The following is a 23190-nucleotide window of genomic DNA, read 5'->3' on the forward strand; positions in this document are numbered from 1 at the left end:
CGTCCTCCCAGCTGCGGCGCGCGGACCGCCTCAGCGCACGGACTTCACAGCGCGGACCGCGACCAAGGATGCGCCGAGCGTGAATGCGATGAGCCAGGCCGCGGAGACGAGCGCGACGATGCCGACGGTGTCATCCGAGGAAATGAAGAAACAGGCGATCCCGCCGAAAATCGGTGTCCTTTCCGATTCGTCATTGACTCGGTGCTCGGGCGCGACCGCGCATCCTTGGACAACGACTCTAGCTGACGGGGGGGATGTCATGCTGAAGCCATGACAGTCGCACAGTCGGGGCCCGGTCCGGCGCCCAGCCCCCGTTTCGCGTCCCTGGTCTCCATGATCTGCGGGTGCATCCTGGTCGGGTCCGCCTCGACCTTCATCAAACTCGCGGGGACCTCGGCTGCGACTGCGGCGTTCTACCGCTGCCTGTTGGCGCTCATCCCGCTGGCCGTCCTGTTCTGCCTCGAACTGCGGCGCCACGGCCGGATGTCGCGGCCGGCCGTGGTCTGGTCCCTGCTGTCGGGTGCCTTCCTGGCGTGCGACTACCTGATGTGGACGCAGTCGGTCCTGGACATGGGCGCGGCAGTGGCCACCGTGCTCATCGGCTCCCAGGTGCTGGTCTTCCCGCTGCTGGCCCGCGTCCTCGACGGGGCCGTGCTGGGGAGGCGGTTCGCCCTCGTCCTTCCCGTGATGCTCGCGGGCCTGCTGCTGACCGGCGGGCTGGGCAGTCGGGAGACCACGATGTCCCATCCTGTGCGCGGTACGGTGCTGGGCGTGCTGGCCGGCTGTCTGTACGCGGGCTATCTGTACTGCAACCGCCGCGCGGGCACCCTGGAACCGCGGCGGGCCTTCGGACCGGTGGCGCTGGGATCGGCGAGCGCCGCCGTGGTGATCGGGGTCTTCGGCCTGGTCACGGGTTCCATCGTGGTTCACCTGTCCGCTTCCGCCTGGAGTTGGCTGGCGGTGCTGGCCGTCGGCGGCCAGTTCCTGCCGTTCGTCCTCATCGGCTTCGCCACCGTGCGCCTGCCCGCGGATCTGGGCGCCACGATCCTGTTGTTGCAGCCGCTGTCCGCGGTTGTCCTGGGCTCTCTCGTTCTGGGGGAGCGGTTGAGCTGGTTGCAGCTGGTGGGCATCGGTGTGACGGTCGCATGCGTGGCAGTCCAGTCCAAGCGGTAGCCGCGGCCGGGCCGGGCCCGGCCGGTGCCGCGGGGGAGTTCGGCATTGCACGCGTCGCACCACAAGGCGGACACCGCCCGCTAGAAGGAGAACCCGGGTATATAGTCCTTGTCCTGTGAGTTCTCTGCATACATCCCCGCAATCCGTCTCCACACCCTCGGGCCCGCTCCCCGGCTACCGCTGGCTGATCCTCGTCCTGTCCTGGGCCGCTTTCCTCATGACCAGCCTGGACCGTTCGGTCTGGGGCCCGGCGGCGCCCAGCGTGGGCGGCGATCTGGGCGTTGCGCTGTCCTCCCTGGGCGTTTTCGCCACCTGCTATTACGTGGGCTACGTCGTCTCGAACTTCTTAGGCGGCGTGGCCAGCGACTGGTTCGGTCCCCGCGCGGTGTTGGGCGGCTCGATCCTGGTGGCCGGCGCGGGCATGGTCACCTTCGGCAACGTTCACTCGATGGCGCTGGGCTTCGTCATCCAGGCCCTGGTCGGTCTTTTCGCCGGCGCGGACTACGCGGCCGGTGCCAAGTCGATCTCCGTGTGGTTTTCCGGACGCGAACGCGCCCTGGCCGTTTCCCTGTTCACCACCGCCACCTCGTTGGGCACCGTCATCGCGAACCTGGTTGTGCCCACCCTGATCAAGTCCCATGGTTGGCGCGTGTCCTATGAGCTCTTCGGCTCCATCTCCATCGTGCTGGGCATCGTCATCCTGATCCTGCACCGCAACGCCCCTGGTGCAACCGGTGCCGAGGCCGCTGGGGCGAGTGCGGCCGCCCCGAGTACCGCGGTGGGCGTCGAAACCGGCCCCGGCGCGCAACCCAAGCACTCCTTCCCCAACCTGCTGGACGTCCTGCGCAACCGGAACCTGCTGATCCTGGCGGTGGCCGGATTCTTCAGCCTGTGGGGCACCTACGGGTTCATCACCTGGGCCAATACCCTGATGATCAAGGGAGTCGGGATCGATCCAGTCCACGCGGGTGCGGTCGTTTCCCTGTTCGCCATCACCGCGGTCGTGTGCAAGCCGATCATCGGCTTCATCGACGGGCGCACGAAGTTCCACTCGAAGTACCTGGCCGCGGGCATCCTGCTGATGTTCAGCATCATGCTGCTGATCTTCGGCCGTCTGCACGACTTGACTCTCTTCTATATCGCCGCGCCCTTCCTGGGATTCGCCGCATACTGCTATTCGCCGATTCAGAACAACCTGATCCTGGGCTACGCGGGCCGGAGGCTCTCCGGGTCGTCGGCCGGGTCGATCAACGCGATCTGGCAGCTGGGCAGCGTCATCGTCCCCACCGCAGTGGGCGCGGTGTTCTCCGCGACGGATTCCGTCTACGCTTCGTTCACCACTCTGGCCGCGGGCCCCCTGTTGGCGGCGCTTCTGATGCTGCCGCTGGGCGCGGTCAAACGCTGAGCGGCTCCCTGCTGCCGCCTGAGCCCCTTCGCGTGGTGAGGCGTAAATCACTGTTCGGGGCCCCGCGCCTCGCCCTTGTATCGATATGCTTAGGCTTAGCTATATTGAATGCATCGATGATGATCGCGGAGGTAGAACATGCGTTTCGGCCTGCTGGTGAATACCGGCTCAAACCTCGGGCCCACGGCCGAGGACGTCTTCGACTTCACGCGGGCCCAGGCAGAGCGCGCGGAGGACCTGGGCTATGACGACCTGTGGGTCACCGAACACCATTTCATCCGATTCGGTATCAGTCCCAGTGCGCTGACGATGGCCGCCTTCATCCTGGGTCGCACACGGCGGCTGAATGTGGAAACCGCCGTGACCCTCTCCCCGCTGCTGCATCCGGTTGAGATGGCGGAGCGGGCCGCGCTGCTCGACCAGCTCAGCGGCGGGCGCTTCACCCTGGGCCTGGGTCGCGGTGGATATGCCAAGGATTTCGAGGTGCTGGACAAGGACGTGGCGCGCTGGGACCACGACCCACAGGCCGCCGCGGCTGGAATCCTCAACGCCTGGGATCCGGCAGGGGATAAGGACTTCGAACTACAGCCGCCCGTTCACACCCTGCCCCACCCTCCGCTCATGCTCGGCACGACGAGTCAGGACGGGGTCCGCTTCGCCGCGGCACACGGGTTGGCGCTGCAGCACTACTTCGCGATGCCGGCGGAACCCCGGATCGCAGTCGAGGAGCGCTATGCGGCAGAGCGCGCGGCTGCAGGCGTACAGGGTCCGGCACCGGAACACCTGCACTGCCTCATCGCCATCGTCAGCGAGGACCCCACGGCCAGGGACGGGCTCCAGCGCGCCCTGCAACAGTCGTTCGAGGCCGGCGAGCACCCCCACGTTCCCAACGCGGGCTCGCACGTCGGACCGGATGGAGAGCCGGTCGGACCGGCGGCACAGGCGGCGATGAGCGCGCAGGGCGCGATCATCGGCTCCGCCGCCCAGGTCGTCGACGAGCTGGGTACGTTCGTCGAGCGGACCGGTGCCGCGCGTATCGCCATTCATCCCGAAGCGAGCGCCGACCGGGATCTGACGCTGCAGACAGTGGAGGCGTTCGCCGAACACGTCATCCCGCAGCTGCGGGTCGACTGAGCGGCACCCGAACCGAGCAGCACCTGTCGCCGCACTCCGACATCCAGCGTCCCTACATTCGGTTCTTCGTCCTGGCCGTGGCCACGGCATTCCAGGGGTCCTCGGGCCAGGGGTGTTTGAGATAGCGGCCGCGGTTCTCCGCGCGCACCTGCGGATACGCGTTGTCCCAGAACGACCTGAGGTCGGCGGTCACCGCCAGGGGGCGGCGCGCCGGGGACAACAGGTGCAGCAGCACGGGGACACCGTCCCGACAGACCGCCGGGCCGTCGGCCATGCCGAAGCACTCCTGGAGTTTCACGGCCAGGATGGGCGCGGTGATCGCGGCCCCGTGCGACTCCGGCGCCGGGTAGTCCAGGCGGACCCAGGAACCGCTGGGCACCGGCACGCGCTCGGGCACCAGTTCGTCCAACTGTGCCGCGGCGGGCCAGGGCAGAAGCCGGCGCAGCGCGCCCACTGCGTCGATCCGCCCCGGTTTGGCACCGCCCGCGACCCGCTCCAGATCCGGTCCCAGCCACGTCGTCGCGTGTTCGGCCAGCGCGCTCAGGCTGACATCGGGCCACGGCTCGCCGTAGACGGCGTGCAACAGTCCCAGGCGCCCGCGCAGCTGCGCGAAGGCGGCATCGCGGGTGTCCCCGGCCGGCCGGTCGCCCTGGGTGCCCTCGGCCAGCTCCAGAAAGTCCAACACCCCCTGCTCGCGCACGAAGGCGGCTACCGCGGTCCGGGCGGCCGAGGCGTCGGCCCGGGTGGGCGTCGAACTCAGCTCGATCGCGCCCAGGCCCTCGACGCGCCGCGCGCGCACCCTGCCACCGGAGAACTCCGCCGTGGTCGTGGTCTCCAGCAGTTCCGCGCCGGCCAATTCCGCCTGGTCCTGGTCGATCACGGCCGCCGCTCGGATCAGCGCCCGAGCGCCGGTCAGGGCGACATCGCCGATCGCCAACCACGTATGACCCTTGAGGGCCGAATCGCGGGGGAGTTCGGCACCCGTGCCGCCGGCCAGCAGGTAATCCCCGGCGGTACCCGGCCGGAGTCGGGCGATCCGGTCGGGGAAGGCCAAGGCGGTGATGAGCCCCGTATCCTCGGCACCGGCCGCCGGTCCCGCGCCGTCGTGCCCACCCGCACCGGGCAGGAATCCCTCGAAGCGGCGCACATCGGCCTGCCACCGGGTGTTCTTGTCCCGGCGCAGGCCACGCAGCAGCGACCACAGGTCCCCACCTGGGGCACGTACGTCCGAGACCAAGGCGGCCACCACCTCGGCGGCGGCGCGCGGTCCGGTCAGCTCGGCTCCGTCGAACAGGGCGCGTGCCAACCGCGGATCCGCGGGGACGCGGGCCAGCCGGTGCCCCAGGGCGGTGGCGGCGCCATGGGAGTCGAGCGCCCCCAAAGCCCGCAGGGTGGCCTGCGCCAGCGCCAGTGGCCGCTCCGGTGGGGCGTCGGGCAGGCGCAGACCAGCCCCGCCGGGGGCGCCCCAGCAGGCCAGCTGCAAAGCGGGCTCCGTGAGATCGGTGGTGCGGATCTCCGGCGGGGTCTGGGCCGGGCGCGCCGCGAAATCCGCCTGTGCCATGCATCGGATGACGGTGCCGGGACCGAGCCGGGCGGCGCGGCCCGCGCGCTGGACCATCGCGGCCTTCGACGCGCCCACCGTCACCAGCCCCGCCATCGCCCGGCCGGTGTCCAGCCGCTGCTGCCGATCCAGTCCGGCGTCGACCACCAGGTCGATACCGGGCACGGTCAGTGCGGACTCGGCGACATTGGTCGCCAGGATGACCCGGCGCGCGCCGTCCTGGCGTGAACGCATGATCCGCCGCTGTTCGGCGGCCGGCGTCCGTCCCGTCAGGGTGAGGACCTCGGCTGACCGCGGGTCCACGCGCCCGCGCAGCTCGCCTGCGACCCGGTCGATCTCTCGCTGACCCGGCAGGAAGACGAGCACATCGCCGCCGCTCCCGGCCGCCCCGGCAACTGGCTCGCCCGCCCGTGCAGCCTCCGTGGCTGCACCGGCCGGGCCCGTCTCGCCCCCGAGCGCCTCGGCCACAACGCCCGCCACATGGCGTAGGAAATCGGGCGTGACTCCACGGGTATCCAGGGCAGGGGTGCGCGGGGGAGTCCAGACCTCGCGCAGGGGATGGGGTCGGGCCGCCACGGATAGCACGGGCGCCGGTGCCCCGTCCTCACCCAACAGCTGCGCCCAGCGGCCGGCGTCCAGGGTCGCAGACATGACGATCAGGCCCAGGTCCTCGCGCAATTCCACCAACTGGCGCAGCATCGCGAAGGCCAGATCGGAGTCGACCGCGCGCTCGTGCACCTCGTCGAGCACGACCACGGACACCCCGGCCAGTTCCGGATCGCCCATCAGCCGGCCCAACAGCACGCCGGTGGTGACGAATTCGACGCGGGTGGCGGCACTGACGTGGCGCTCGCCGCGGATCGTGTAGCCGACCTCCTGACCGACCCGGGTCCCGGAGAGCTCGGCCAGCCGGTTCGCGGCGGCGCGGGCGGCGATGCGCCGCGGCTGGGTCACGATCACCCTGCCTGCCCCGCGTCCCGGGCCCGCGGCCACCAGGTTCGCCACGACCGGCGGGACAACCGTCGTCTTGCCCGAGCCGGGCGGGGCCTCGACGACGGCGCGCGGGCCGGAGTGCGCCCCGGCCGGCAGTTCACTGCCCGAGGCGCCCGGTTCCACTGCGTCCGCGCCCGGTCCTGCGAGCCCTCGCAGGCCCGTGGCGAGCGTGGCGGCGGGCAGGCCCGCGCCGATCCGGTCGATGTCGAAGACGAAGGCGGGGCGATCGGGCATGTGCACCACAGTAGTCGCAGCGCTTCGCGCCCCGACCACCCATCCGGGCCCGAGGCCTTCTAGAATGGTTCCATGCGCATTGTCAGATTCGTGCACAACGATGCACCCACGTACGGCGTCGTCGAGGGGGACCTGCCCGAAGCCGCCGCCGACGGAACTCTGGACACCTCCGAACTCGAAATCGCGGTCCTCGACGGCGACCCGTTCTTCAGCCCGGCTCAATCGACCGGCGCTCACCTGAAGTACGACGACGTCCGTCTCATCGCCCCCATCATCCCGCGCTCCAAGGTCATCGGCGTGGGCCGGAACTTCGCCGACCACGCGAAGGAACTGGGCAACGAGGTCCCGGCCAGCCCGTTGACCTTCTTCAAACCGAACACCGCGGTGGTGGGCCCCGGCGATCCGATCCGTCTGCCCGCCATCAGTGAGAAGGTCTCCTATGAGGCCGAACTCGCGGTGGTCATCTCCCGCGTGGCGAAGAACGTTCCGGCGGAGAAGGCCTACGAATACGTGCTGGGCTATACCGCGGCCAACGACGTGACCCTGCGCGACATCCAGCAGATCGACAAGCAGTGGTCGCGCGCCAAGGGCTTCGACACCAGCTGCCCACTGGGCCCGTGGATCGAAACGGACCTGGATCCCGAAGGTGTGCGGATCCGCTCCTGGGTCAACGGGGAGCTCAAGCAGGACGGGAACACCGACGACTTCATCTTCGACATCCCGACCGTCATCGAGCACTTGAGTGAGGTCATCACGTTGCTGCCAGGCGATGTGATCCTCACCGGCACCCCGGAAGGCGTGGGCGCGATCAACGCCGGCGACCGCGTCGACATCGCGATCGACGGCCTGGGCCTGCTGAGCAACCCAGTGCTGGACGCCTGAGCCCAGACCTCTTTCTTCCTACCGAACGAACAAAGGAATCACCTGACAATGAGCGACGTACGAGTTCGCTTCTGCCCGTCACCCACCGGCACCCCGCACGTCGGCATGGTGCGCACCGCCCTGTTCAACTGGGCCTATGCGCGCCACACCGGCGGCACCTTCGTCTTCCGGATCGAGGACACGGACGCCCAACGCGACTCCGAGGAGAGCTACGCGCAGATCCTCGAGGCCATGCGCTGGCTGGGCCTGGACTGGGACGAGGGCATCGACGTGGGCGGGCCGCACGCCCCCTACCGGCAGTCGCAGCGCGGTGAGATCTACCAGGACGTCATCGCCAAGCTCAAGGACGCCGGCCTGGTCTACGAATCGTTCTCCACCAACGAAGAGGTCGAGGCCCGCCACAAGGCCAAGGGTGAGGACCCGAAGCTGGGCTACGACGGCTACGACCGCACCCTGAGCGATGAGCAGAAGGCGGCCTTCCGCGCGGAGGGCCGCGAGCCCGTGCTGCGCGTGCAGATGCCCGATGAGGACATCACATTCACGGATATGATCCGCGGGGACATCACCTTCAAGGCCGGCTCAGTGCCGGACTTCGTGGTGGTGCGCGCCAACGGTGATCCGCTCTACACCCTGGTCAACCCCGTCGACGATGCGCTCATGGGCATCACCCATGTGCTGCGCGGTGAGGACCTGCTGTCCTCGACTCCGCGCCAGATCGTGCTGTACGAGGCGCTGAAGAAGATCGGCGTCGCCCAGGCCACCCCCGAATTCGGCCACCTGCCCTATGTCATGGGGGAGGGGAACAAGAAGCTGTCGAAGCGCGACCCGGAATCGAACCTGTTCCACCACCGCGACGCCGGCTTCATCCCCGAGGGTTTCATCAACTACCTGGCCCTGCTGGGCTGGTCGATCGGACCGGACCAGGACATCTTCTCCGTCGAGGAATTCGTCAAAGCATTCGACGTCCACGACGTGCTGCCCAATCCGGGGCGCTTCGACATCAAGAAGGCCACCTCGATCAACGGCGACCACATCCGCCTGCTCGACGTCGCCGACTTCACCGAGCGCATGGTGCCCTATCTGCAGGCCGCGAACGTCTTCGGCGCGGGCGGTGCCGCACCCACGGATGCGCAGCACGCAGTGCTGGCCCAGGCGGCTCCGCTGGTCCAGACGCGGATGAACCTGCTGGGCGAGGCACCCGATCTGCTGTCCTTCCTGTTCACCGCGGATGCGGATCTGGAACTGACCCCGGAGGGTCTGAAGACGCTCAAGGACACCGCCCCCGAGGTCCTGGCCGCCGCGATCGAACTGCTCTCCGGCGTACCGGAGGCGGACTTCACCACCGACGCGCTGCACGAAGGGCTGCAGGCCAAGCTGGTCGACGAGCTGGGTATCAAGCCGCGCCTGGCCTTCGGGCCGCTGCGCGTGGCGGTCTCGGGCCGCCGTGTCTCACCGCCGCTGTTCGAGTCGATGGAGATCCTGGGCCGGGAATCCACTCTCAACCGGCTGCGGGCCCTGGCCGATCACCTGGCAAACGCCTAGGCAATAGGGCGACGGCCCTTCGGCCCCAGCCCGCCAGCGGCACGCACGAATGCCCGGACCGGATTCGGTCCGGGCATTCGCGTATCCGCGTCCATCTGCCGGCTGTCGCCTCGGTCGGGACCGTCCCACCCGCCGGGAGCTGCGCATACCCTGGGACTAACGAACACGGCCCGCCCGGCGGGTCAGGAGGGATGAGTTCATGTTGGTTGACAGTTACCGTCTGCCCGGTGGCCTGCGGATCGATGAGCGCCGGGTGCGCGTGCCGGTGGACCACTTCGGTGCGCAGGCTGCGGCGGGCCTGCCTGGGCGGTTGGCGGCCGTCGGTGAAATCGACGTGGCCGCGCGGATCGTGAGCACGGGCGAGGCGGCCAAACCCTATCTGCTGTTCCTGCAGGGAGGGCCAGGCTCCGAGGTCCCCGGACCGGTTGCGGGGAACCCGTCCTGGCTCGCCAGGGCGCTCGAGGACTACTCGGTGGTCCTGCTCGACCAACGCGGCACCGGTCTGTCCCACCCGATCGGATACGTCGACGGCTCCTTCAGGGGGACCTCGGCCAGGGGTACGGACCCCGTCCAGGACTCGGGTGCGGTGGCTGCCTTCCTGACCCACTTCCGCGCCGATGCCATCGTCGAGGACGCCGAGGCCCTGCGCTGGGATATCGGCTGCGAATCCTGGTCCGTGATGGGCCAGTCCTTCGGCGGGTTCACCACTCTGCGATATCTGGCCGCGCATCCGGAGTCCCTGGACCTGGCGATCTTCACCGGTGGCCTGCCCCGTGTGGCCGGCTCCTTGGCGGACACGCCGGACCCCGCAGAGCTCTACACCACCACCTGGCACACCCTGCGCGCGAAATCGCAGAGTTACTTCGAGCGGTTCCCCGCCGACGCCGCCCGGATGCGCCGGCTGGCCGAACGGGCAGCGCACGGCAAGGGGATCGAGCTGCCCGACGGCACCCAGGCGGGTCCCGCCCATGTGCGCGGCCTGGGACACCTGCTGGGGGCGTCCGGTGGGGCCGCGGCGTTGCACTATCTGTTGGCCCAGGACATCGACTCGGCGGCCTTCCGGCACGACCTGCTGGCCGCCCTGCCGTTCAGTGCGCGCAACCCCCTGTATGCGGTGCTACAGGAATCCTGCTGGGCCAATGGCACCGCTACGACCTGGGCCGGGGTGCGCGGGATGCCCAGGGCCGTGGCCACGGACCCGCTGTGGCTGGCAGGCGAACACATCGCCCCGGAGCACTTCGCCACGGGTCCGCTGCGGCCGTGGCGTCCGGTGGCCGGGGAGCTGGCGGCCTTCTCCTGGCCCGTGATGTGGGAGCCCGATGCGCTGCGGGCCGCCGAGGTCCCGGTCGTGGCCGCCGTGTACTACGAGGACGCCTATGTGCCCAGGGAGTACTCGCTGCCCACGGCCGGTCTGCTGCCGCGCGTGCGGACCTGGGTGACCAGCGAGTACGAGCACAACGGGCTGCGGGCCTCCAACGGGGTGGTGCTGGACAAGCTGCTACGCCTGGCCCGCGACGGCAGCCTGGTGTAGGCGGGTGTCAGGGCTCGTGTGCCCCGGAATTCCGGGGCACACGAGCCCTAATACCCCTACGTGAGCAGGATCACCGCCAGGAGGGCCGTTCTGGTTTTGCATCGCGGAAATGGGTCGTGTAAAGTTTCATTCTGTTGCCGCGGTCAACGGAAAGAAGTTCTTAGGACTTCCGGTTGATTGCAAAACATTGGGCTATGGTGTAATTGGCAGCACGAGTGATTCTGGTTCACTTAGTCTAGGTTCGAGTCCTGGTAGCCCAGCGCTTCTTATGAAGCAGCTTCATCGCGAAGTGTCCTGCTCCCGTCGTCTAGCGGCCTAGGACACCGCCCTCTCAAGGCGGTAACGGCAGTTCAAATCTGCTCGGGAGTACCAAGAAGGGCCCGGTTCATGTGAACCGGGCCCTTTCTCATCCCCGCCGTTCCTCTGGAGTTCCACTACAACCCGAAATGTCGGAAAAACCGATCGGGACCGTTCCCAATCGACAATTCATGTCGTAGTGGAACCTGGAGGTTACTTGGACTGGAGTTCGACCAGCTTGGTGGTGTTCTGGGCGGTGCGTACGCCGGAGACCAGGAACTCGAGGATGACCCGGGAGACGACGATCTGGATGACCGCGGGGATCCAGCCCAGGAAAATCGCCAGAATGCCCATGATCGGGGAATAGTCGGAGCCGACCTCTTCGACGGCGAAGCCCATCATGAAACCGATGACGATGTACCACAGCCAGGTCAGCCCGGCCAGGACGATCGCGATGACGTAGATGATCGAGGCGAACTTGATGGAGACGAAGTGGTTGAAGCGCAGATCGAACAGCGCCTTGATGAAGCCGGGTTCGCCCGCGGCCTTGGCCGGCGGCGCCCATTGGCCCTGCGGGCCCGGCTGGGCCTGGTAGTCGTAACCGGGTGCCGCCTGCGGCTGGCCGGCGGAGGGGTACTGCTGATAGCCGGCGTAGGCGTCTTGGCCGTAGGGCTGGGAGCCCGACGGTTGCGACCCGGTCTGTGGGTAGCCCGCCTGCGGGTAGCCGGTGGGCTGATAGGGCTGCTGCTCGGGGTTGGGGGACTGGGACATGATTTCCTTTCGGGGACTACGGCCAGGACCCTCCTGGCGATTGTGAATACGGAACCGCCCCGGTTCCGTCGGATGCGGTGGAATCGGGGCGGTGGGCTCAGCCGCGGTTGAGGGCCTCGGTGAGGACCTTCGCCGCTTCGAGCACGGCTTGGGCGTGCAGTCGGCCGGGCTGGCGGGTCAACCGGTCGACCGGTCCGGAGATCGAGACGGCGGCCACGACCCGGTTGCTGGGTCCGCGCACGGGGGCCGACACGCTGGCCACCCCGCGTTCGCGCTCCGAGATCGACTGGGCCCAGCCGCGCCGGCGCACGCCGGAGAGCATGGTGGCCGAGAACCTGGCCCCGCGCAGGCCCGAGTGCAGCCGGTCGGGCTCCTCCCAGGCCAACAGCACCTGTGCCGCGGATCCCGCGCGCATGCTCAGGGTCGCGCCGATCGGCACCGAGTCGCGCAGGCCAACGGGCCGTTCGGCCGCGGCCACGCACAGGCGCAGGTCGCCCTGGCGGCGGAACAGCTGGGCCGATTCGCCCGTGCGGTCGCGCAACTGGTTGAGGACGGGGCCCGCGGCGGCCAGCAGGCGGTCCTCGCCGGCGGCCGATGACAGTTCGTTCAGACGCGGGCCCAGGACGAATCGGCCCTGCATGTCCCGGCCGACGAAGCGGTGGTATTCGAGGGCTACGGCCAGCCGGTGGGCGGTGGGTCGGGCCAGGCCGGTCAGGGAGACGAGTTCCGCCAGGGACGCGGGGCCGGCCTCCAGTGCCGACATGACGAGTGCGGCCTTGTCGATGACACCGACGCCGCTGCCGTTTTCTGTGCTCATAGGCACTATTTTGTGGTCTCACAATCCAAGATGCAAGTCCGGAATGCGAAAACCCGCACCTAAAATAGTGGCAGATGGCGGTCTCACCCCGACCGCCGCAACCGCTGATTCCCTTCAGGCTCAAGACAAAGGAAGTGTGGGCAATGGGCAAGACCCTGGCAGAGAAAGTGTGGGCCGATCACGTCGTTGTGGCCGGCGAGGACGGCTCACCGGACCTCATCTACATCGATCTGCAGCTCCTCCACGAGGTCACCAGCCCGCAGGCCTTCGAGGGCCTGCGCCTGGCAGGACGCAAGCTGCGCCGCGTCGACCAGCACCTGGCGACGGAGGACCACAACACCCCCACCTGGGACATCGACAAGCCGATCGCGGACCTGACGAGCCGCACCCAGATCGAAACGCTGCGCACCAATGCGCGCGAATTCGGCGTGCGCCTGCATTCGCTGGGCGATATGCAGCAGGGCATCGTCCACCAGGTCGGCCCCCAGCTGGGCCTGACTCAGCCGGGTATGACGGTGGTCTGCGGGGATTCGCACACCTCGACCCACGGGGCCTTCGGCGCGCTGGCCTTCGGCATCGGCACCTCCGAGGTCGAACACGTCATGGCCACGCAGACGCTGAGCCTCAAGCCCTTCAAGACGATGGCGATCAACATCGAGGGTGAACTGCCCGAGGGCTCGGTCGCCAAGGACATCATCCTGGCGATCATCGCCAAGATCGGCACCGGTGGCGGACAGGGCTACGTCCTGGAGTACCGCGGCGAGGCGATTCGCAAGCTGTCGATGGAAGCGCGGATGACGATCTGCAATATGTCCATCGAGGCAGGTGCCAGGGCCGGTATGGTCGCCCCCGACCAGACGACCTTCGACTACGTCAACGGCCGGCCGCACGCCCCGCAGGGCGAGGACTGGGACGCCGCGGTCGCATACTGGAAGACGCTGAAAACCGACGACGACGCGGTCTTCGACGCCGAGGTCACCCTGCAGGCCGAGGACATTTCGCCCTACGTGACCTGGGGAACCAATCCGGGGCAGGGGCTGCCGCTGAGCGCGACGGTGCCCGATCCCGCCGCGATCGTCGACGAATCCGCCAAGGTGGCGGCCCAGAACGCGATCGACTACATGGGTCTGACGCCGGGCACCCCGCTGCGCGAGATCAAGGTGGACACGGTCTTCCTGGGTTCGTGCACCAACGGCCGGATCGAGGACCTGCGCGCCGCCGCCGAGGTGGTGCGCGGGCAGGTCAAGCATCCGGACGTGCGGATGATGGTCGTCCCGGCCTCCGCCCTGGTCCGCCTACAGGCCGAAGAAGAGGGCCTGGACCGGGTCTTCACCGACTTCGGCGCCGAATGGCGCTTCGCCGGCTGCTCGATGTGCCTGGGCATGAACCCCGATCAGCTGACTCCGGGGGAGCGCTGTGCTGCGACCTCGAACCGCAACTTCGAGGGCAGGCAGGGTAAGGGCGGACGGACCCACCTGGTCAGCCCGCTGGTGGCCGCCGCCACTGCCGTGCGCGGCACCCTGTCCAGCCCGGCCGACCTGCCGGAGAAAGATCCGGAACTGGTGGCCCACAGCCACCGGCCCCGCGAACCGCGCGAAACACACACCCAGCTGCCGCTGACCGTCGTCCAGAAGTCCGCCTGAGAGCCACAAGGGAGTTCCACCATGGAGAAGTTTTCCACCCATACCGGCGTCGGCGTTCCGCTGCACCGCTCGAATGTCGACACCGACCAGATCATTCCGGCCGTCTACCTCAAACGCGTGACCCGTACCGGTTTCGAGGACGCCCTGTTCGCCGGCTGGCGCGAGGACCCGGAATTCATCCTCAACCGTCCCGCCTACGAGGGCGCCTCGGTGCTGGTCGCCGGCCCCGACTTCGGAACGGGCTCGAGCCGTGAGCACGCTGTCTGGGCCCTGCACGACTACGGCTTCAAAGCGGTCGTCTCCGCCCGCTTCGCGGACATCTTCCGGGGCAACGCCGGTAAGAACGGCCTGGTCACCTGCCAGGTCGAGCAGCCCGATGTCGAACTGCTGTGGAAGGTGATGGACAACAACCCGGGCATCGATGTCACCGTCGACCTGGTACAGCGCACCGTCAGCTGCGATACCGTCACCGTGCCCTTCGCCCTGGACGACTTCACGCGCTGGAGGCTGATGGAGGGAATGGACGATATTTCGCTGACTCTGCAGCACGAAGCGGAGATCACGGCCTTCGAGGCCCGCCGCCCGTCGTTCAAGCCCAAGACCATTCCGGCGAAGTTCTGATATACACCCGTTAAGATTCTGTAGGTTCGCACCGATCGGTGCGAACCTACACAGATCTCATATGGGAGGGTCATGCTGCGAGTCCACGGCGGAACACCGCTGACGGGCGAGGTCGATGTCCGCGGGGCCAAGAACCTGGTTCCCAAGGCCATGGTCGCCTCGCTGCTGGGGGACACCCCCTCGGTACTGCGTTCGGTGCCCGATATCAAGGACGTCCACGTCGTCACCGGCCTGCTGGGCCTGCACGGGGTCGAGGTGACCTCGGGACCGGACGCCGGTCGGGCCGATGGGGAGCTGCGGATGGACCCCGCGAACGTCTCCCAGGGTTCGATCGCCGACATCGACGCCCACGCCGGGTCCTCACGCATCCCGATCCTGTTCTGTGGGCCGCTGCTGCACCGCCTGGGCCGGGCGTTCATCCCCGATTTGGGTGGGTGCAAGATCGGCGACCGGCCGATCGACTTCCACCTCGACGTGCTGCGCAAGTTCGGCGCGCGCGTCGACAAGACCCCCGGCGGGATCCTGCTGGAGGCCCCGCAGCGCCTGCGCGGGACCAAGGTCAAACTGCCCTACCCCTCGGTCGGGGCGACCGAGCAGGTGCTGCTGACGGCAGTGCGCGCCGACGGCATCACGGAGCTGAAGAACGCCGCTGTGGAACCGGAGATCATGGACCTGGTCGCCGTTCTGCAGAAGATGGGCGCGATCATCACCGTCGACACCGAGCGGGTGATCCGGATCGAAGGCGTCGAATCGCTTTCCGGCTATACCCACCGTGCGCTGCCGGACCGGATGGAGACGGGCTCCTGGGCCTCGGCCGCCCTGGCCACAGGCGGGGACATCTTCGTGCGCGGGGCGCACCAGCAGGACATGATCACCTTCCTCAACGTCTTCCGCAAGATCGGTGGGGCGTTCACCGTCGAAGAGGACGGCATCCGCTTCCGCCACCCCGGTGGCGAACTGAACTCCGTCGTCCTCGAGACCGATGTGCACCCGGGTTTCATGACCGATTGGCAGCAGCCCCTGGTGGTGGCGTTGACCCAGGCCAGGGGCCTGTCGATCATCCACGAGACGGTGTACGAGAACCGTTTCGGCTTCACCCAGGCGCTGGGGCAGATGGGCGCGCAGATCCAGCTCTACCGCGAGTGCCTCGGCGGTACGCCGTGCCGATTCGGCCGGCGCAACTTCCTGCACTCCGCTGCGATCTCCGGGCCCAGTCGCCTACACGGGACCTCGATCACCGTGCCCGACCTGCGCGGGGGCTTCAGCCACGTCATCGCCGCGTTGGCCGCCGAGGGGACCAGCGAGGTGCGCGGGATCGAGTTGATCAACCGCGGCTACGAGGACTTCGACATGAAACTGCAGGGCCTGGGAGCCCGGGTGGAGGAAGTATGAGCAAGGACGCCGCGGCCAGGGCCGCCAAGGAACAGCGGAAGCGGGCGCACGAGGAAGAGGTGGTCGCCGGGATCGACTACTCGCCGAAGCTGCTGGCCCGCTCGCGCTCGGTCGCCCACGTCGTGGCGCCCCCGTTGACCGCGCTGTTTCGCACCATGGGCAAGCCGCACAGCCATGGCTTCGAGAACGTCGGCGACTCCGGTGCGGTGATCGTCGCGGGGCTGCACCTGAGCAAGGTCGACCCTGTGCTGCTGTCGCTGGACCTGTGGCACCACGGTCGGATGCCGCACTTCCTGGCCAAGGCGTCCCTGTTCACCGGGTTCCTGGGCGTGTTCATGCGCCCGCTGGCGCAGATCCCCGTGCTGCGCGGCTCCGCCGGGGCGGCGGAATCACTGGTCTCGGCCAAGAAGGCCCTGGCCGCCGGCGAGGTCGTCGTGATCTTCCCGCGCGGCACGCTCACCGCCGACCCCGACGGCTGGCCCGACCCCTCGCGCACGGGGGCCGCGCGCCTGGCCATCGAGACCGGGACGCCCGTGGTGCCGGCCGCGCACTGGGGACTGCAGGACACGATGACCAAGCACAACAAGGCCGTCAAACCGCAGTTCGGCCGCCGGATGGACCTGGTCTACGGTGAGCGGATCGATCCCGCCCCGTATGCCGGGGTGCCCGACGGGATCTCGCGGCTGACCCATGAGATCACCTATCAGACGGCTGCGCTGTTGGCCCGTCTGCGCGGGGTCGAACTGCCCGCGCGGTTCACCACCGACCACCGCCTGGCCGATGAGGATCGGGCGGACGGCTAAAATAGTCGGCAGGCCGCGCTCCATCGCGGCCTATTCCACTTATCGGACGAAACGTGTAAGGAGTCGGGTGTGAAGACGGCGGTCATGGGAGCCGGATCCTGGGGGACGGTGTACGCCCAGGTCATCTGCGATGCCGGGTACCCCGTCACCATCTGGGCCAGACGCGATGATGTGGCCGCGGAGATCGACTCCGCCCACACCAACTCCGGCTATCTGCCGGGGGTGACACTGTCGGAGAATCTCAGCGCCACCTCGGATCCGGCTGCGGCACTGGCAGATGCCGAAATCGTCGTGCTGGCCGTGCCGGCCCAGAGCCTGCGGGAGAACCTTGCGGCCTGGGGCGGGCACATCCGGCCGGATGCGATCGTGGTGAGCCTGATGAAGGGCATCGAGATCGGCACGGGCAAGCGGATGACGGAGGTCGTCGCCGAGGCCACCGGTCTGCCGAAGCGCCGGATCGCCGTGGTCTCCGGGCCGAACCTGGCCCGTGAGATCGCCGCCTGCCAGCCGACGGCCACCGTCGTCGCGGCCGAGGACAGTGAGGTCGCCGAACGTGTCGCCGAGATCTCCGCGAACTCCTACTTCCGGCCCTATACGAACACCGATGTGGTGGGCGTGGAGCTGGGCGGGGCGATCAAGAACGTCATCGCGCTGGCCGTGGGCATGGCCGATGGGCAGGGCCTGGGCGATAACTCCAAGGCCTCCATCATTACTCGCGGCCTGGCGGAGACGACCCGCCTGGCCCTGGCCATGGGTGGGCGGGCGCACACCCTGTCCGGGCTGGCGGGGATGGGCGACCTGGTCGCCACCTGCGCCTCCCCGCTTTCGCGCAACCGGTCCTTCGGCCGCCTGCTGGGAGAGGGACTGACCCTGGAGGAGGCGGTGGCGAAGACCAAGCAGACTGCCGAGGGCGTCAAGAGCGCCAAGGCCGTGCTGGCCCTGGGTGCCGAGCACGGTGTCGACCTGCCGATCGCGCAGGCGGTCGTGGGCGTGCTGGCCGGGAAGCTCAGCGTCGGCGAAATGGCCACCCTGCTGCTGGCCCGCAAACGCAAGGTCGAGGATCCCCGGATCTGATTCGCCGGACCCGGTCCGCATCCAACGCCGGGCCGCACTCCGGCCGCAGGGCCCGACCCGCAGCGGACGCGCACCTGTAGTGTGGGATACGCCCCGTGCAACGCATACCGAAATCCGAGGAGGAATCATGAGCGAACAGTTGAACTCGCCCTTCGCCCGCCTGAACGACGTTCCGCGCTTCACCGTCACCAGCACCGATGTGGCCGAGGGCGCACCACTGGCCCTGGCCCAGGCATCAGGCTCGATGGGGATCTCCGGCGGCCGGGACGAATCGCCCCAGCTGTCCTGGACGGACTTCCCGGAGGAGACCAAAGCCTTCGCCGTGACCTGCTACGACCCCGATGCGCCCACCGGATCCGGCTTCTGGCACTGGGTCGTCGCCGACATCCCAGGGACGGTGACCGAACTTCCCACGAACGCCGGCAATCCGGCTGCGGACCTGCTGCCGGCAGGGGTCTCCGTGTTCCGCAACGACGCGGGCGAACCGCGCTTCGTCGGCGCGGCTCCGCCGGCCGGACACGGCCCGCACCGTTACTTCTTCATCGTGCACGCGCTCAGCGAGCCCCTGAACCTGCCCGAGGATTCCTCGCCGGCCTTCGTCGGCTTCAACATCTTCTTCAAGAGCATCGGCCGGGCGTGGCTGGAGACCACGTTCGAAGTCGAGGCGTGAACCCCCGCCACTCCGTCAACGAAATAAGGAAACATGCCTGATAACCGTCCCGTGGTCGCCGTGCTGTTCGGTGGCCGCTCGTCCGAACACTCCGTCAGCTGCGTCAGCGCCGTCGGAGTGCTGTCCTCTCTGGACGATGCCGCATACCGGATCCTGCCGATCGGCGTGACCCGGGAGGGCACCTGGCGACTGGTGCCCGACTGGCAGGACTTCGCCTTCGATGCGGAGGCGATGCCCGAAGTCGAAGACGACGGGACGGCCATCTTCGTGTCCCCGACCTCCGCCGACCACCCCTTGGTGGAACGGCGCGCCGACGGGTCAACCCGTCGGCTGGGGTCGGTGGACGTGTTCTTCCCCCTGCTGCACGGTCCCTACGGGGAGGACGGGACGGTGCAGGGCCTGTTCGAACTCATGGGAGCGGCGTATGTCGGCCCCGGCGTGTTCGGTTCGGCCGCGGCGATGGACAAGCACTTCACGAAGGTCGTGTTGACCGCGGCCGGGATCCCCACCACCCCGTGGGTGACGATCCGGCAGGACGAATACACCGCGGACGCCCAGGCGGCACACGATGCGGTGATCGCCCAGGGCTTCCCCGCCTTCGTCAAGCCCGCCCGCGCGGGCTCCTCGGTGGGGATCTCGAAGGTCCACGACGCCTCCGGGCTGGCTGCGGCCTTCACCGCGGCCTTCGCCCACGACACGAAGGTGATCGTGGAACCGGGAGTCGTCGCCCGCGAGGTCGAATGCGCGGTGCTGGGCTCCTTCCACGACACCGAACCCGCGACCAGCTGGCCCTCGGAGATCACCTTCGGGGCCGAACACGAGTTCTACGATTTCGAGGCGAAGTACCTCGACGGCGCCTCCCAGGTGACCTGCCCGGCCGAACTGCCAGAGGCCGTGACCGAGGAGGTCCGCCGGGTCGCCCGCAAGACCTTCCAGGCCTTCGAGGGCTCGGGCCTGGCCCGGGTCGACACCTTCGTGCTCGACGACGGTAGCGTGCTGGTCAACGAGCTCAACACCCTGCCGGGCTTCACCCCCAGCTCCGCCTATCCGATGATGTGGGCGCGCACGGGCGTTGAGTTCCCGGAGCTGCTGAACCGGCTGATCGCGATCGCCCTGCGCGACCGCACCCGCTGAGGACGGGAACAGCCGGCGATGCGTCCCTTAAGGGCGTGTCGCCGGCGGCGTCGCCGTACCACTGACCTGCGGGGTACCGGACTCGTCGAGGTCCTTGGCCGCGACACAGGACCGAGCGGATTCGGGCAGCTTGCCCACGGCATCGGCCAGGGCCGCCAGTGCGGTGGCGCCGGGCATCCGCGTGGGGTCGACCAGGACTTCGGCCGCCGGTTTGCGGTTGTAGGTCACGAAACGCCAGGTCTTCTCGTCCTGCTGCGTGGAGATCCAGTCGACCCCGCTGACGCTGACGCAGGGATCGGTGGTGGGCGCCGGGACGTCCATCCCGCACTTGAACACCGCCGCCGAGGGATCGCCCCAGGCGCCGGTGGCCTGGCTGGAGGTGTCGCGGCGATGGAAGTCGCCGACCACATCGGGCAGGCTGAGCATGGTGTTCGCGCAGGCCGGATCCTCCGGATGCGGCGCCGATTCGACGACCAGAGTGTCGGTGCACCCGCTGAGGACCAGTCCGAGCCCCACGCTCGCGGCCGCCAGAGTCCAACCCGTGTATCTGCGCATACCCGCAGTTTATCCGCCTGCTAGCGTGGGCCCATGGCCACCCTGCACCGGCTGGGCGAAACCGCTCTGCTGCGCCTCATCACCGATACGCTCGATCGCGCGCCCGCCGCTGCCCTGAACCATCCGGCGGCGGTGGGTCCAGGCGATGATGCCGCCGTGACCCACCCCGCCGGCGCCCTGGCGAGCACCACCGACATGCTCGTGGCAGGACAGGACTTTCTGCCCGCTTGGCTGGACCTCGGCGAACTTCCCGATGCACTCTGCCCGGGCGCCGGCCTCCGCCGGGCGGCCGGCACCACTCCGGGCGGCTGGTACCGCCTGGGGGTCAAGGCGGCTGCGCAGAACCTCGCGGACGTGTTCGCCATGGGCGCGCGCCCCCACGGACTGTTGGTCTCCCTCGGACTGCCGGGCGACACCGAATCTGAGCGGATCGAGGAGTTCTACGCCGGCCTGCTCGCCGAGTGCGCGCGGGCCGGCACCGGAGTGCTCGGAGGCGATATCGGCGCGGCCGGGGAGCTCATCGTCTCCATCACCGCGCTCGGGGACTACCCGCGCTCCACCCCGCCGCTGCGCCGGAGCGGTGCCCGGCCGGGCGACACCGTCTATCTGGCCGGCACCGTGGGCTTCGCCGCCGCGGGCCTCGACCTGCTGCTGGCCGGGGTGCGCCCCGGAGAGGACCCGGACCTGGACCTGGCCCTGGCGGTGCAACTGGGGCCGCGGCCGGACTATGCTGCGGCCGCGCGGCTGCCTGGGTGGGCCCATGCCGGGATCGACGCCTCGGACGGGATGGTGGGCGATCTGGGCCGCATCGCCCGGGCCTCGCAGGTCGTCATCGACCTCGATCCGGACGCCATCGACCGCTTGTCCCGGCCTCTCCTGCCCGCGGCTCGCGCACTGCGCGCCGATGGGGCGCCGGCCCTGGACCTGGCCCGCCACTGGGTGCTCACCGGGGGAGAGGACCACGGTTTCCTGGTGACCGCGCCCACCCTGCCCGGCACGGGTGCGAACCGGGCTCCGGTAAAGTGGGAGGCGATCGGCACGGTGACCAGGCGGGCGGTCGAGGCCGGCGCACCGGATGCCGGCGGCGCCCTCGGCATTCACCTGGCCGGGGCGGCGGTTGCCGATGGGGCGTTCAGACACTTCGCCTAGCCGCGGCTGTTGCAACGACGAGGACGGACCCACAACGGCTCGAAGGAGGGCGGGATGAGCATGGACCCCGAGCGGCTCGGCGGTCGCTTGGCGGCCCGCTGGGCCAGGCGGATCGTCGAACGGATGCGGCGCGAGCGCACCGACATCGACGCGCTCAACGTCTTCCCCGTCCCCGACGGCGATACCGGCACCAATCTCTATCACACCGTCCGCTCGGCCTACCGCGCAGTCGAGGGACTGACCGGCCAGGTGACACTGGGCCAGGTCGTCGAGGCGATGGCCAATGGCGCCCTGCGCGGGGCCCGCGGCAATTCCGGGCTGATCCTCTCCGTGGCATTGCGTGGGGTGGCCGACGGACTCGCCGGTGTCACGGAACTCGACTCCGCGACCTTCGCGGCCGCTCTGGAACTGGCCGCCGACCGCGCAGCGGAGGCGATCGCCGATCCGGTGGACGGGACCATGCTCACGGTCCTGCACGCCATGGCCGAATGCGCCAGGGAACAGGCCGACGCAGGGGCCGACCTCATCGAACTGATCGCCGCGGTGCGCACCCGCAGCCAGCAGGCCCTGTTGGAGACCACCGGCCAGCTCGATGTGCTCTCGGAGGCCGATGTGGTCGATGCGGGTTCCTCGGGCATCGTCGAACTGTTCGACCTGCTCTACCTCACGGCCACCGGGCGCGACCCGGCCGGGGCCACGATGACCGAACAGGCCATGGCGGGCCGTCGGCTGCGGCAGGAGGCACTGGACGGCGTGACCGTCGAACGTCCGGAGGCCCGGGCGGGGGAGACCGGCTACGAGCTCGTTTTCTTCCTCGCCGATAAACGCGACCGCGCCCGTCATGTCAAACGCGTGCTCAAAGCCGCCGGTGGCACCTCGATCGTGGTGTCCTGGCCCAAGGTCCACGTCCACGTGCCGGACACGTCCTCCGCGCTGGAGGCGCTGCGCTCCTGCAAGTCATTGGGCATCGCGCAGCTGCGCGTCGAGGACCTCACGGTCAGCGGTGGCCCCCGGCGGCGCACTACGGTGCTGGTCACCGTAGCAGGCATCGGCTCGCTGTTCGCCGCTGCCGTGGCCGAGGCGGTGGCCGTCAATGCGGCCCTGCCCGGTTACGAGGCACTGGTGGCCGAACTCGCAGCGGGACTGAGCCCGACCCCGGATCCGGCGGCAGACGATGGCGAGGCGTCCGCAGCCCCCGGGCCGGACGAGTCGGGCGCCTCGGCAGTGCCGGGGGAGACCGGTGAGGAGGGTCCTGCCGTCGTCGTGTCCCATGACGCCGCCAGCCATGTGGCCCTGCACGAACTCGCGCTGCACACCGACGTTCTACTGGTTCCCGCCCTCAACCAGGCCCAGGTGTTCGCGGCCCTGGCCGTCTACGACCCGGCCGCGGGTCCGGCCGCAGTGGCCGCGGATATGGCCGATGTCGTCGACTCCCTGTCCTGTGGGTCCGTGGTCCGCTCGGGCCGGGCCGCCGGGCGCCAGGTCGTCCGCGGGTCCGGATGGCCGGCGGGGACCTCGCTGCCGGGTGCGGCGGATGCCGCAGAACCCGCGCTGGCCCCCGACGAGGTCATGTTCGTCCAGGTGGGCCGGGTCCGCTCGGTCTACGAGGACTCCGTATCGGCACTGCTGGGGCTCATCGACGCGCTGGCCCCGGATGCCGAACTGCTGACCCTGGTCACCGGCACCTCCCTGCCGCCTGCTGCCCTGGCCGCCGCCCGGGCCCACCTGCAGGATGCCTACCCCGAGGCCATCGTCGACGTCGTCGAGAGCCGCTCCAGCCGCCTGTGTGCGGAACTCGCGGCGGAATGA

19 protein-coding genes and 2 tRNA genes are annotated in these 23190 nt (G+C 69.0%); 17 read left to right on the forward strand and 4 right to left on the reverse strand.

Annotated elements, in window-relative coordinates; translation table 11 throughout:
- Positions 1 to 270: 270 nt before the first annotated feature.
- The 3 genes from NQ034_RS04870 (at position 271) to NQ034_RS04880 (ending at position 3712) form a co-directional block, all read left to right on the forward strand.
- Entirely contained in the window at positions 271 to 1173 is a 903-nt protein-coding gene (locus NQ034_RS04870) for a DMT family transporter (RefSeq protein ID WP_257047352.1), read from the forward strand.
- Positions 1174 to 1288: 115 nt separating this feature from the next.
- Positions 1289 to 2578 carry an MFS transporter gene (locus NQ034_RS04875; RefSeq protein WP_257047354.1) on the forward strand — a complete coding sequence of 430 codons (1290 nt, stop codon included), beginning with the start codon at positions 1289 to 1291 and terminating at the stop codon, positions 2576 to 2578.
- Between the two features lie 138 nt (positions 2579 to 2716).
- The gene (locus NQ034_RS04880; protein WP_257047355.1) at positions 2717 to 3712 is read left to right on the forward strand and encodes an LLM class flavin-dependent oxidoreductase; all 996 of its coding nucleotides are present in this window, start codon (positions 2717 to 2719) and stop codon (positions 3710 to 3712) included.
- Between the two features lie 52 nt (positions 3713 to 3764).
- Here NQ034_RS04880 and hrpB read toward each other — a convergent pair whose 3' ends face one another.
- Complete coding sequence (gene hrpB / locus NQ034_RS04885; RefSeq protein WP_257047356.1) at positions 3765 to 6500, reverse strand: ATP-dependent helicase HrpB; 2736 nt, start codon at positions 6498 to 6500, stop codon at positions 3765 to 3767.
- 72 nt (positions 6501 to 6572) lie between these two features.
- On the opposite strand from hrpB, the gene NQ034_RS04890 reads away from it, so the two are divergent.
- The 5 genes from NQ034_RS04890 to NQ034_RS04910 all read left to right on the forward strand — a co-directional run bounded on the left by NQ034_RS04890 (position 6573) and on the right by NQ034_RS04910 (position 10827).
- Positions 6573 to 7382, forward strand: coding sequence for a fumarylacetoacetate hydrolase family protein (locus NQ034_RS04890; protein ID WP_257047357.1), 810 nt, complete (start codon positions 6573 to 6575; stop codon positions 7380 to 7382).
- Between the two features lie 48 nt (positions 7383 to 7430).
- Positions 7431 to 8924: a glutamate--tRNA ligase gene (gene gltX / locus NQ034_RS04895; protein ID WP_257047358.1), complete on the forward strand. Its 1494-nt coding sequence runs from the start codon at positions 7431 to 7433 to the stop codon at positions 8922 to 8924.
- 199 nt (positions 8925 to 9123) lie between these two features.
- Positions 9124 to 10455 (forward strand): alpha/beta fold hydrolase, encoded by a 1332-nt coding sequence (locus tag NQ034_RS04900; protein WP_257047360.1) that lies wholly within the window; start codon positions 9124 to 9126, stop codon positions 10453 to 10455.
- A 188-nt stretch (positions 10456 to 10643) separates the two neighbouring features.
- A tRNA-Gln gene (locus tag NQ034_RS04905) sits at positions 10644 to 10715 on the forward strand.
- 36 nt (positions 10716 to 10751) lie between these two features.
- A tRNA-Glu gene (locus NQ034_RS04910) sits at positions 10752 to 10827 on the forward strand.
- 138 nt (positions 10828 to 10965) lie between these two features.
- Here NQ034_RS04910 and NQ034_RS04915 read toward each other — a convergent pair.
- Together NQ034_RS04915 and NQ034_RS04920 are read right to left on the reverse strand one after the other, a co-directional pair.
- Complete coding sequence (locus NQ034_RS04915; RefSeq protein ID WP_257047361.1) at positions 10966 to 11523, reverse strand: DUF4282 domain-containing protein; 558 nt, start codon at positions 11521 to 11523, stop codon at positions 10966 to 10968.
- Positions 11524 to 11620: 97 nt separating this feature from the next.
- Complete coding sequence (locus tag NQ034_RS04920) at positions 11621 to 12340, reverse strand: IclR family transcriptional regulator (RefSeq protein WP_257047362.1); 720 nt, start codon at positions 12338 to 12340, stop codon at positions 11621 to 11623.
- A 143-nt stretch (positions 12341 to 12483) separates the two neighbouring features.
- Between NQ034_RS04920 and leuC the strand changes: the two genes are divergently transcribed.
- The 7 genes from leuC (at position 12484) to NQ034_RS04955 (ending at position 19677) form a co-directional block, all read left to right on the forward strand.
- Positions 12484 to 13983, forward strand: a complete 1500-nt coding sequence (gene leuC / locus NQ034_RS04925; protein ID WP_257047363.1) for a 3-isopropylmalate dehydratase large subunit — start codon at positions 12484 to 12486, stop codon at positions 13981 to 13983.
- A 21-nt stretch (positions 13984 to 14004) separates the two neighbouring features.
- Positions 14005 to 14604, forward strand: coding sequence for a 3-isopropylmalate dehydratase small subunit (leuD, locus tag NQ034_RS04930; RefSeq protein WP_257047365.1), 600 nt, complete (start codon positions 14005 to 14007; stop codon positions 14602 to 14604).
- Positions 14605 to 14676: 72 nt separating this feature from the next.
- Positions 14677 to 15996, forward strand: a complete 1320-nt coding sequence (murA, locus tag NQ034_RS04935; protein ID WP_257047366.1) for a UDP-N-acetylglucosamine 1-carboxyvinyltransferase — start codon at positions 14677 to 14679, stop codon at positions 15994 to 15996.
- Positions 15993 to 16799, forward strand: a complete 807-nt coding sequence (locus NQ034_RS04940) for a lysophospholipid acyltransferase family protein (RefSeq protein ID WP_257047367.1) — start codon at positions 15993 to 15995, stop codon at positions 16797 to 16799. Before murA ends, NQ034_RS04940 begins: the two co-directional genes overlap by 4 nt.
- A 69-nt stretch (positions 16800 to 16868) precedes the next feature.
- A complete protein-coding gene (locus NQ034_RS04945; protein ID WP_257047369.1) occupies positions 16869 to 17873 on the forward strand; it encodes an NAD(P)H-dependent glycerol-3-phosphate dehydrogenase in 1005 nt (334 codons plus the stop codon).
- 127 nt (positions 17874 to 18000) lie between these two features.
- Positions 18001 to 18543 (forward strand): YbhB/YbcL family Raf kinase inhibitor-like protein, encoded by a 543-nt coding sequence (locus NQ034_RS04950; RefSeq protein WP_257047370.1) that lies wholly within the window; start codon positions 18001 to 18003, stop codon positions 18541 to 18543.
- 33 nt (positions 18544 to 18576) lie between these two features.
- On the forward strand, positions 18577 to 19677 hold the full coding sequence (locus NQ034_RS04955; protein ID WP_257047371.1) for a D-alanine--D-alanine ligase family protein: 1101 nt from the start codon (positions 18577 to 18579) through the stop codon (positions 19675 to 19677).
- A 27-nt stretch (positions 19678 to 19704) separates the two neighbouring features.
- Here the strand turns inward: NQ034_RS04955 and NQ034_RS04960 are convergent, their stop codons facing one another.
- Positions 19705 to 20232, reverse strand: a complete 528-nt coding sequence (locus NQ034_RS04960; RefSeq protein WP_257047372.1) for a DUF3515 family protein — start codon at positions 20230 to 20232, stop codon at positions 19705 to 19707.
- 33 nt (positions 20233 to 20265) lie between these two features.
- Here NQ034_RS04960 and NQ034_RS04965 point away from each other — a divergent pair, with 33 nt between their 5' ends.
- A complete protein-coding gene (locus NQ034_RS04965) occupies positions 20266 to 21381 on the forward strand; it encodes a thiamine-phosphate kinase (RefSeq protein ID WP_257047374.1) in 1116 nt (371 codons plus the stop codon).
- Between the two features lie 54 nt (positions 21382 to 21435).
- Complete coding sequence (locus NQ034_RS04970; RefSeq protein WP_257047375.1) at positions 21436 to 23190, forward strand: DAK2 domain-containing protein; 1755 nt, start codon at positions 21436 to 21438, stop codon at positions 23188 to 23190.

Source organism: Brevibacterium moorei (assembly GCF_024580735.1).
Classification (GTDB): domain Bacteria; phylum Actinomycetota; class Actinomycetes; order Actinomycetales; family Brevibacteriaceae; genus Brevibacterium; species Brevibacterium moorei.

Coding starts and splice junctions, on each gene's coding strand:
- leuD (WP_257047365.1), top strand. CDS start 14,005: ATGGAGAAGTTTTCCACCCATACCGGCGTCGGCGTTCCGCTGCACCGC.
- NQ034_RS04970 (WP_257047375.1), top strand. CDS start 21,436: ATGAGCATGGACCCCGAGCGGCTCGGCGGTCGCTTGGCGGCCCGCTGG.
- NQ034_RS04890 (WP_257047357.1), top strand. CDS start 6,573: ATGCGCATTGTCAGATTCGTGCACAACGATGCACCCACGTACGGCGTC.
- NQ034_RS04960 (WP_257047372.1), bottom strand. CDS start 20,232: ATGCGCAGATACACGGGTTGGACTCTGGCGGCCGCGAGCGTGGGGCTC.
- NQ034_RS04870 (WP_257047352.1), top strand. CDS start 271: ATGACAGTCGCACAGTCGGGGCCCGGTCCGGCGCCCAGCCCCCGTTTC.
- NQ034_RS04920 (WP_257047362.1), bottom strand. CDS start 12,340: ATGAGCACAGAAAACGGCAGCGGCGTCGGTGTCATCGACAAGGCCGCA.
- leuC (WP_257047363.1), top strand. CDS start 12,484: ATGGGCAAGACCCTGGCAGAGAAAGTGTGGGCCGATCACGTCGTTGTG.
- hrpB (WP_257047356.1), bottom strand. CDS start 6,500: ATGCCCGATCGCCCCGCCTTCGTCTTCGACATCGACCGGATCGGCGCG.
- NQ034_RS04940 (WP_257047367.1), top strand. CDS start 15,993: ATGAGCAAGGACGCCGCGGCCAGGGCCGCCAAGGAACAGCGGAAGCGG.
- gltX (WP_257047358.1), top strand. CDS start 7,431: ATGAGCGACGTACGAGTTCGCTTCTGCCCGTCACCCACCGGCACCCCG.
- NQ034_RS04965 (WP_257047374.1), top strand. CDS start 20,266: ATGGCCACCCTGCACCGGCTGGGCGAAACCGCTCTGCTGCGCCTCATC.
- NQ034_RS04950 (WP_257047370.1), top strand. CDS start 18,001: ATGAGCGAACAGTTGAACTCGCCCTTCGCCCGCCTGAACGACGTTCCG.
- NQ034_RS04900 (WP_257047360.1), top strand. CDS start 9,124: ATGTTGGTTGACAGTTACCGTCTGCCCGGTGGCCTGCGGATCGATGAG.
- murA (WP_257047366.1), top strand. CDS start 14,677: ATGCTGCGAGTCCACGGCGGAACACCGCTGACGGGCGAGGTCGATGTC.
- NQ034_RS04915 (WP_257047361.1), bottom strand. CDS start 11,523: ATGTCCCAGTCCCCCAACCCCGAGCAGCAGCCCTATCAGCCCACCGGC.
- NQ034_RS04955 (WP_257047371.1), top strand. CDS start 18,577: ATGCCTGATAACCGTCCCGTGGTCGCCGTGCTGTTCGGTGGCCGCTCG.
- NQ034_RS04880 (WP_257047355.1), top strand. CDS start 2,717: ATGCGTTTCGGCCTGCTGGTGAATACCGGCTCAAACCTCGGGCCCACG.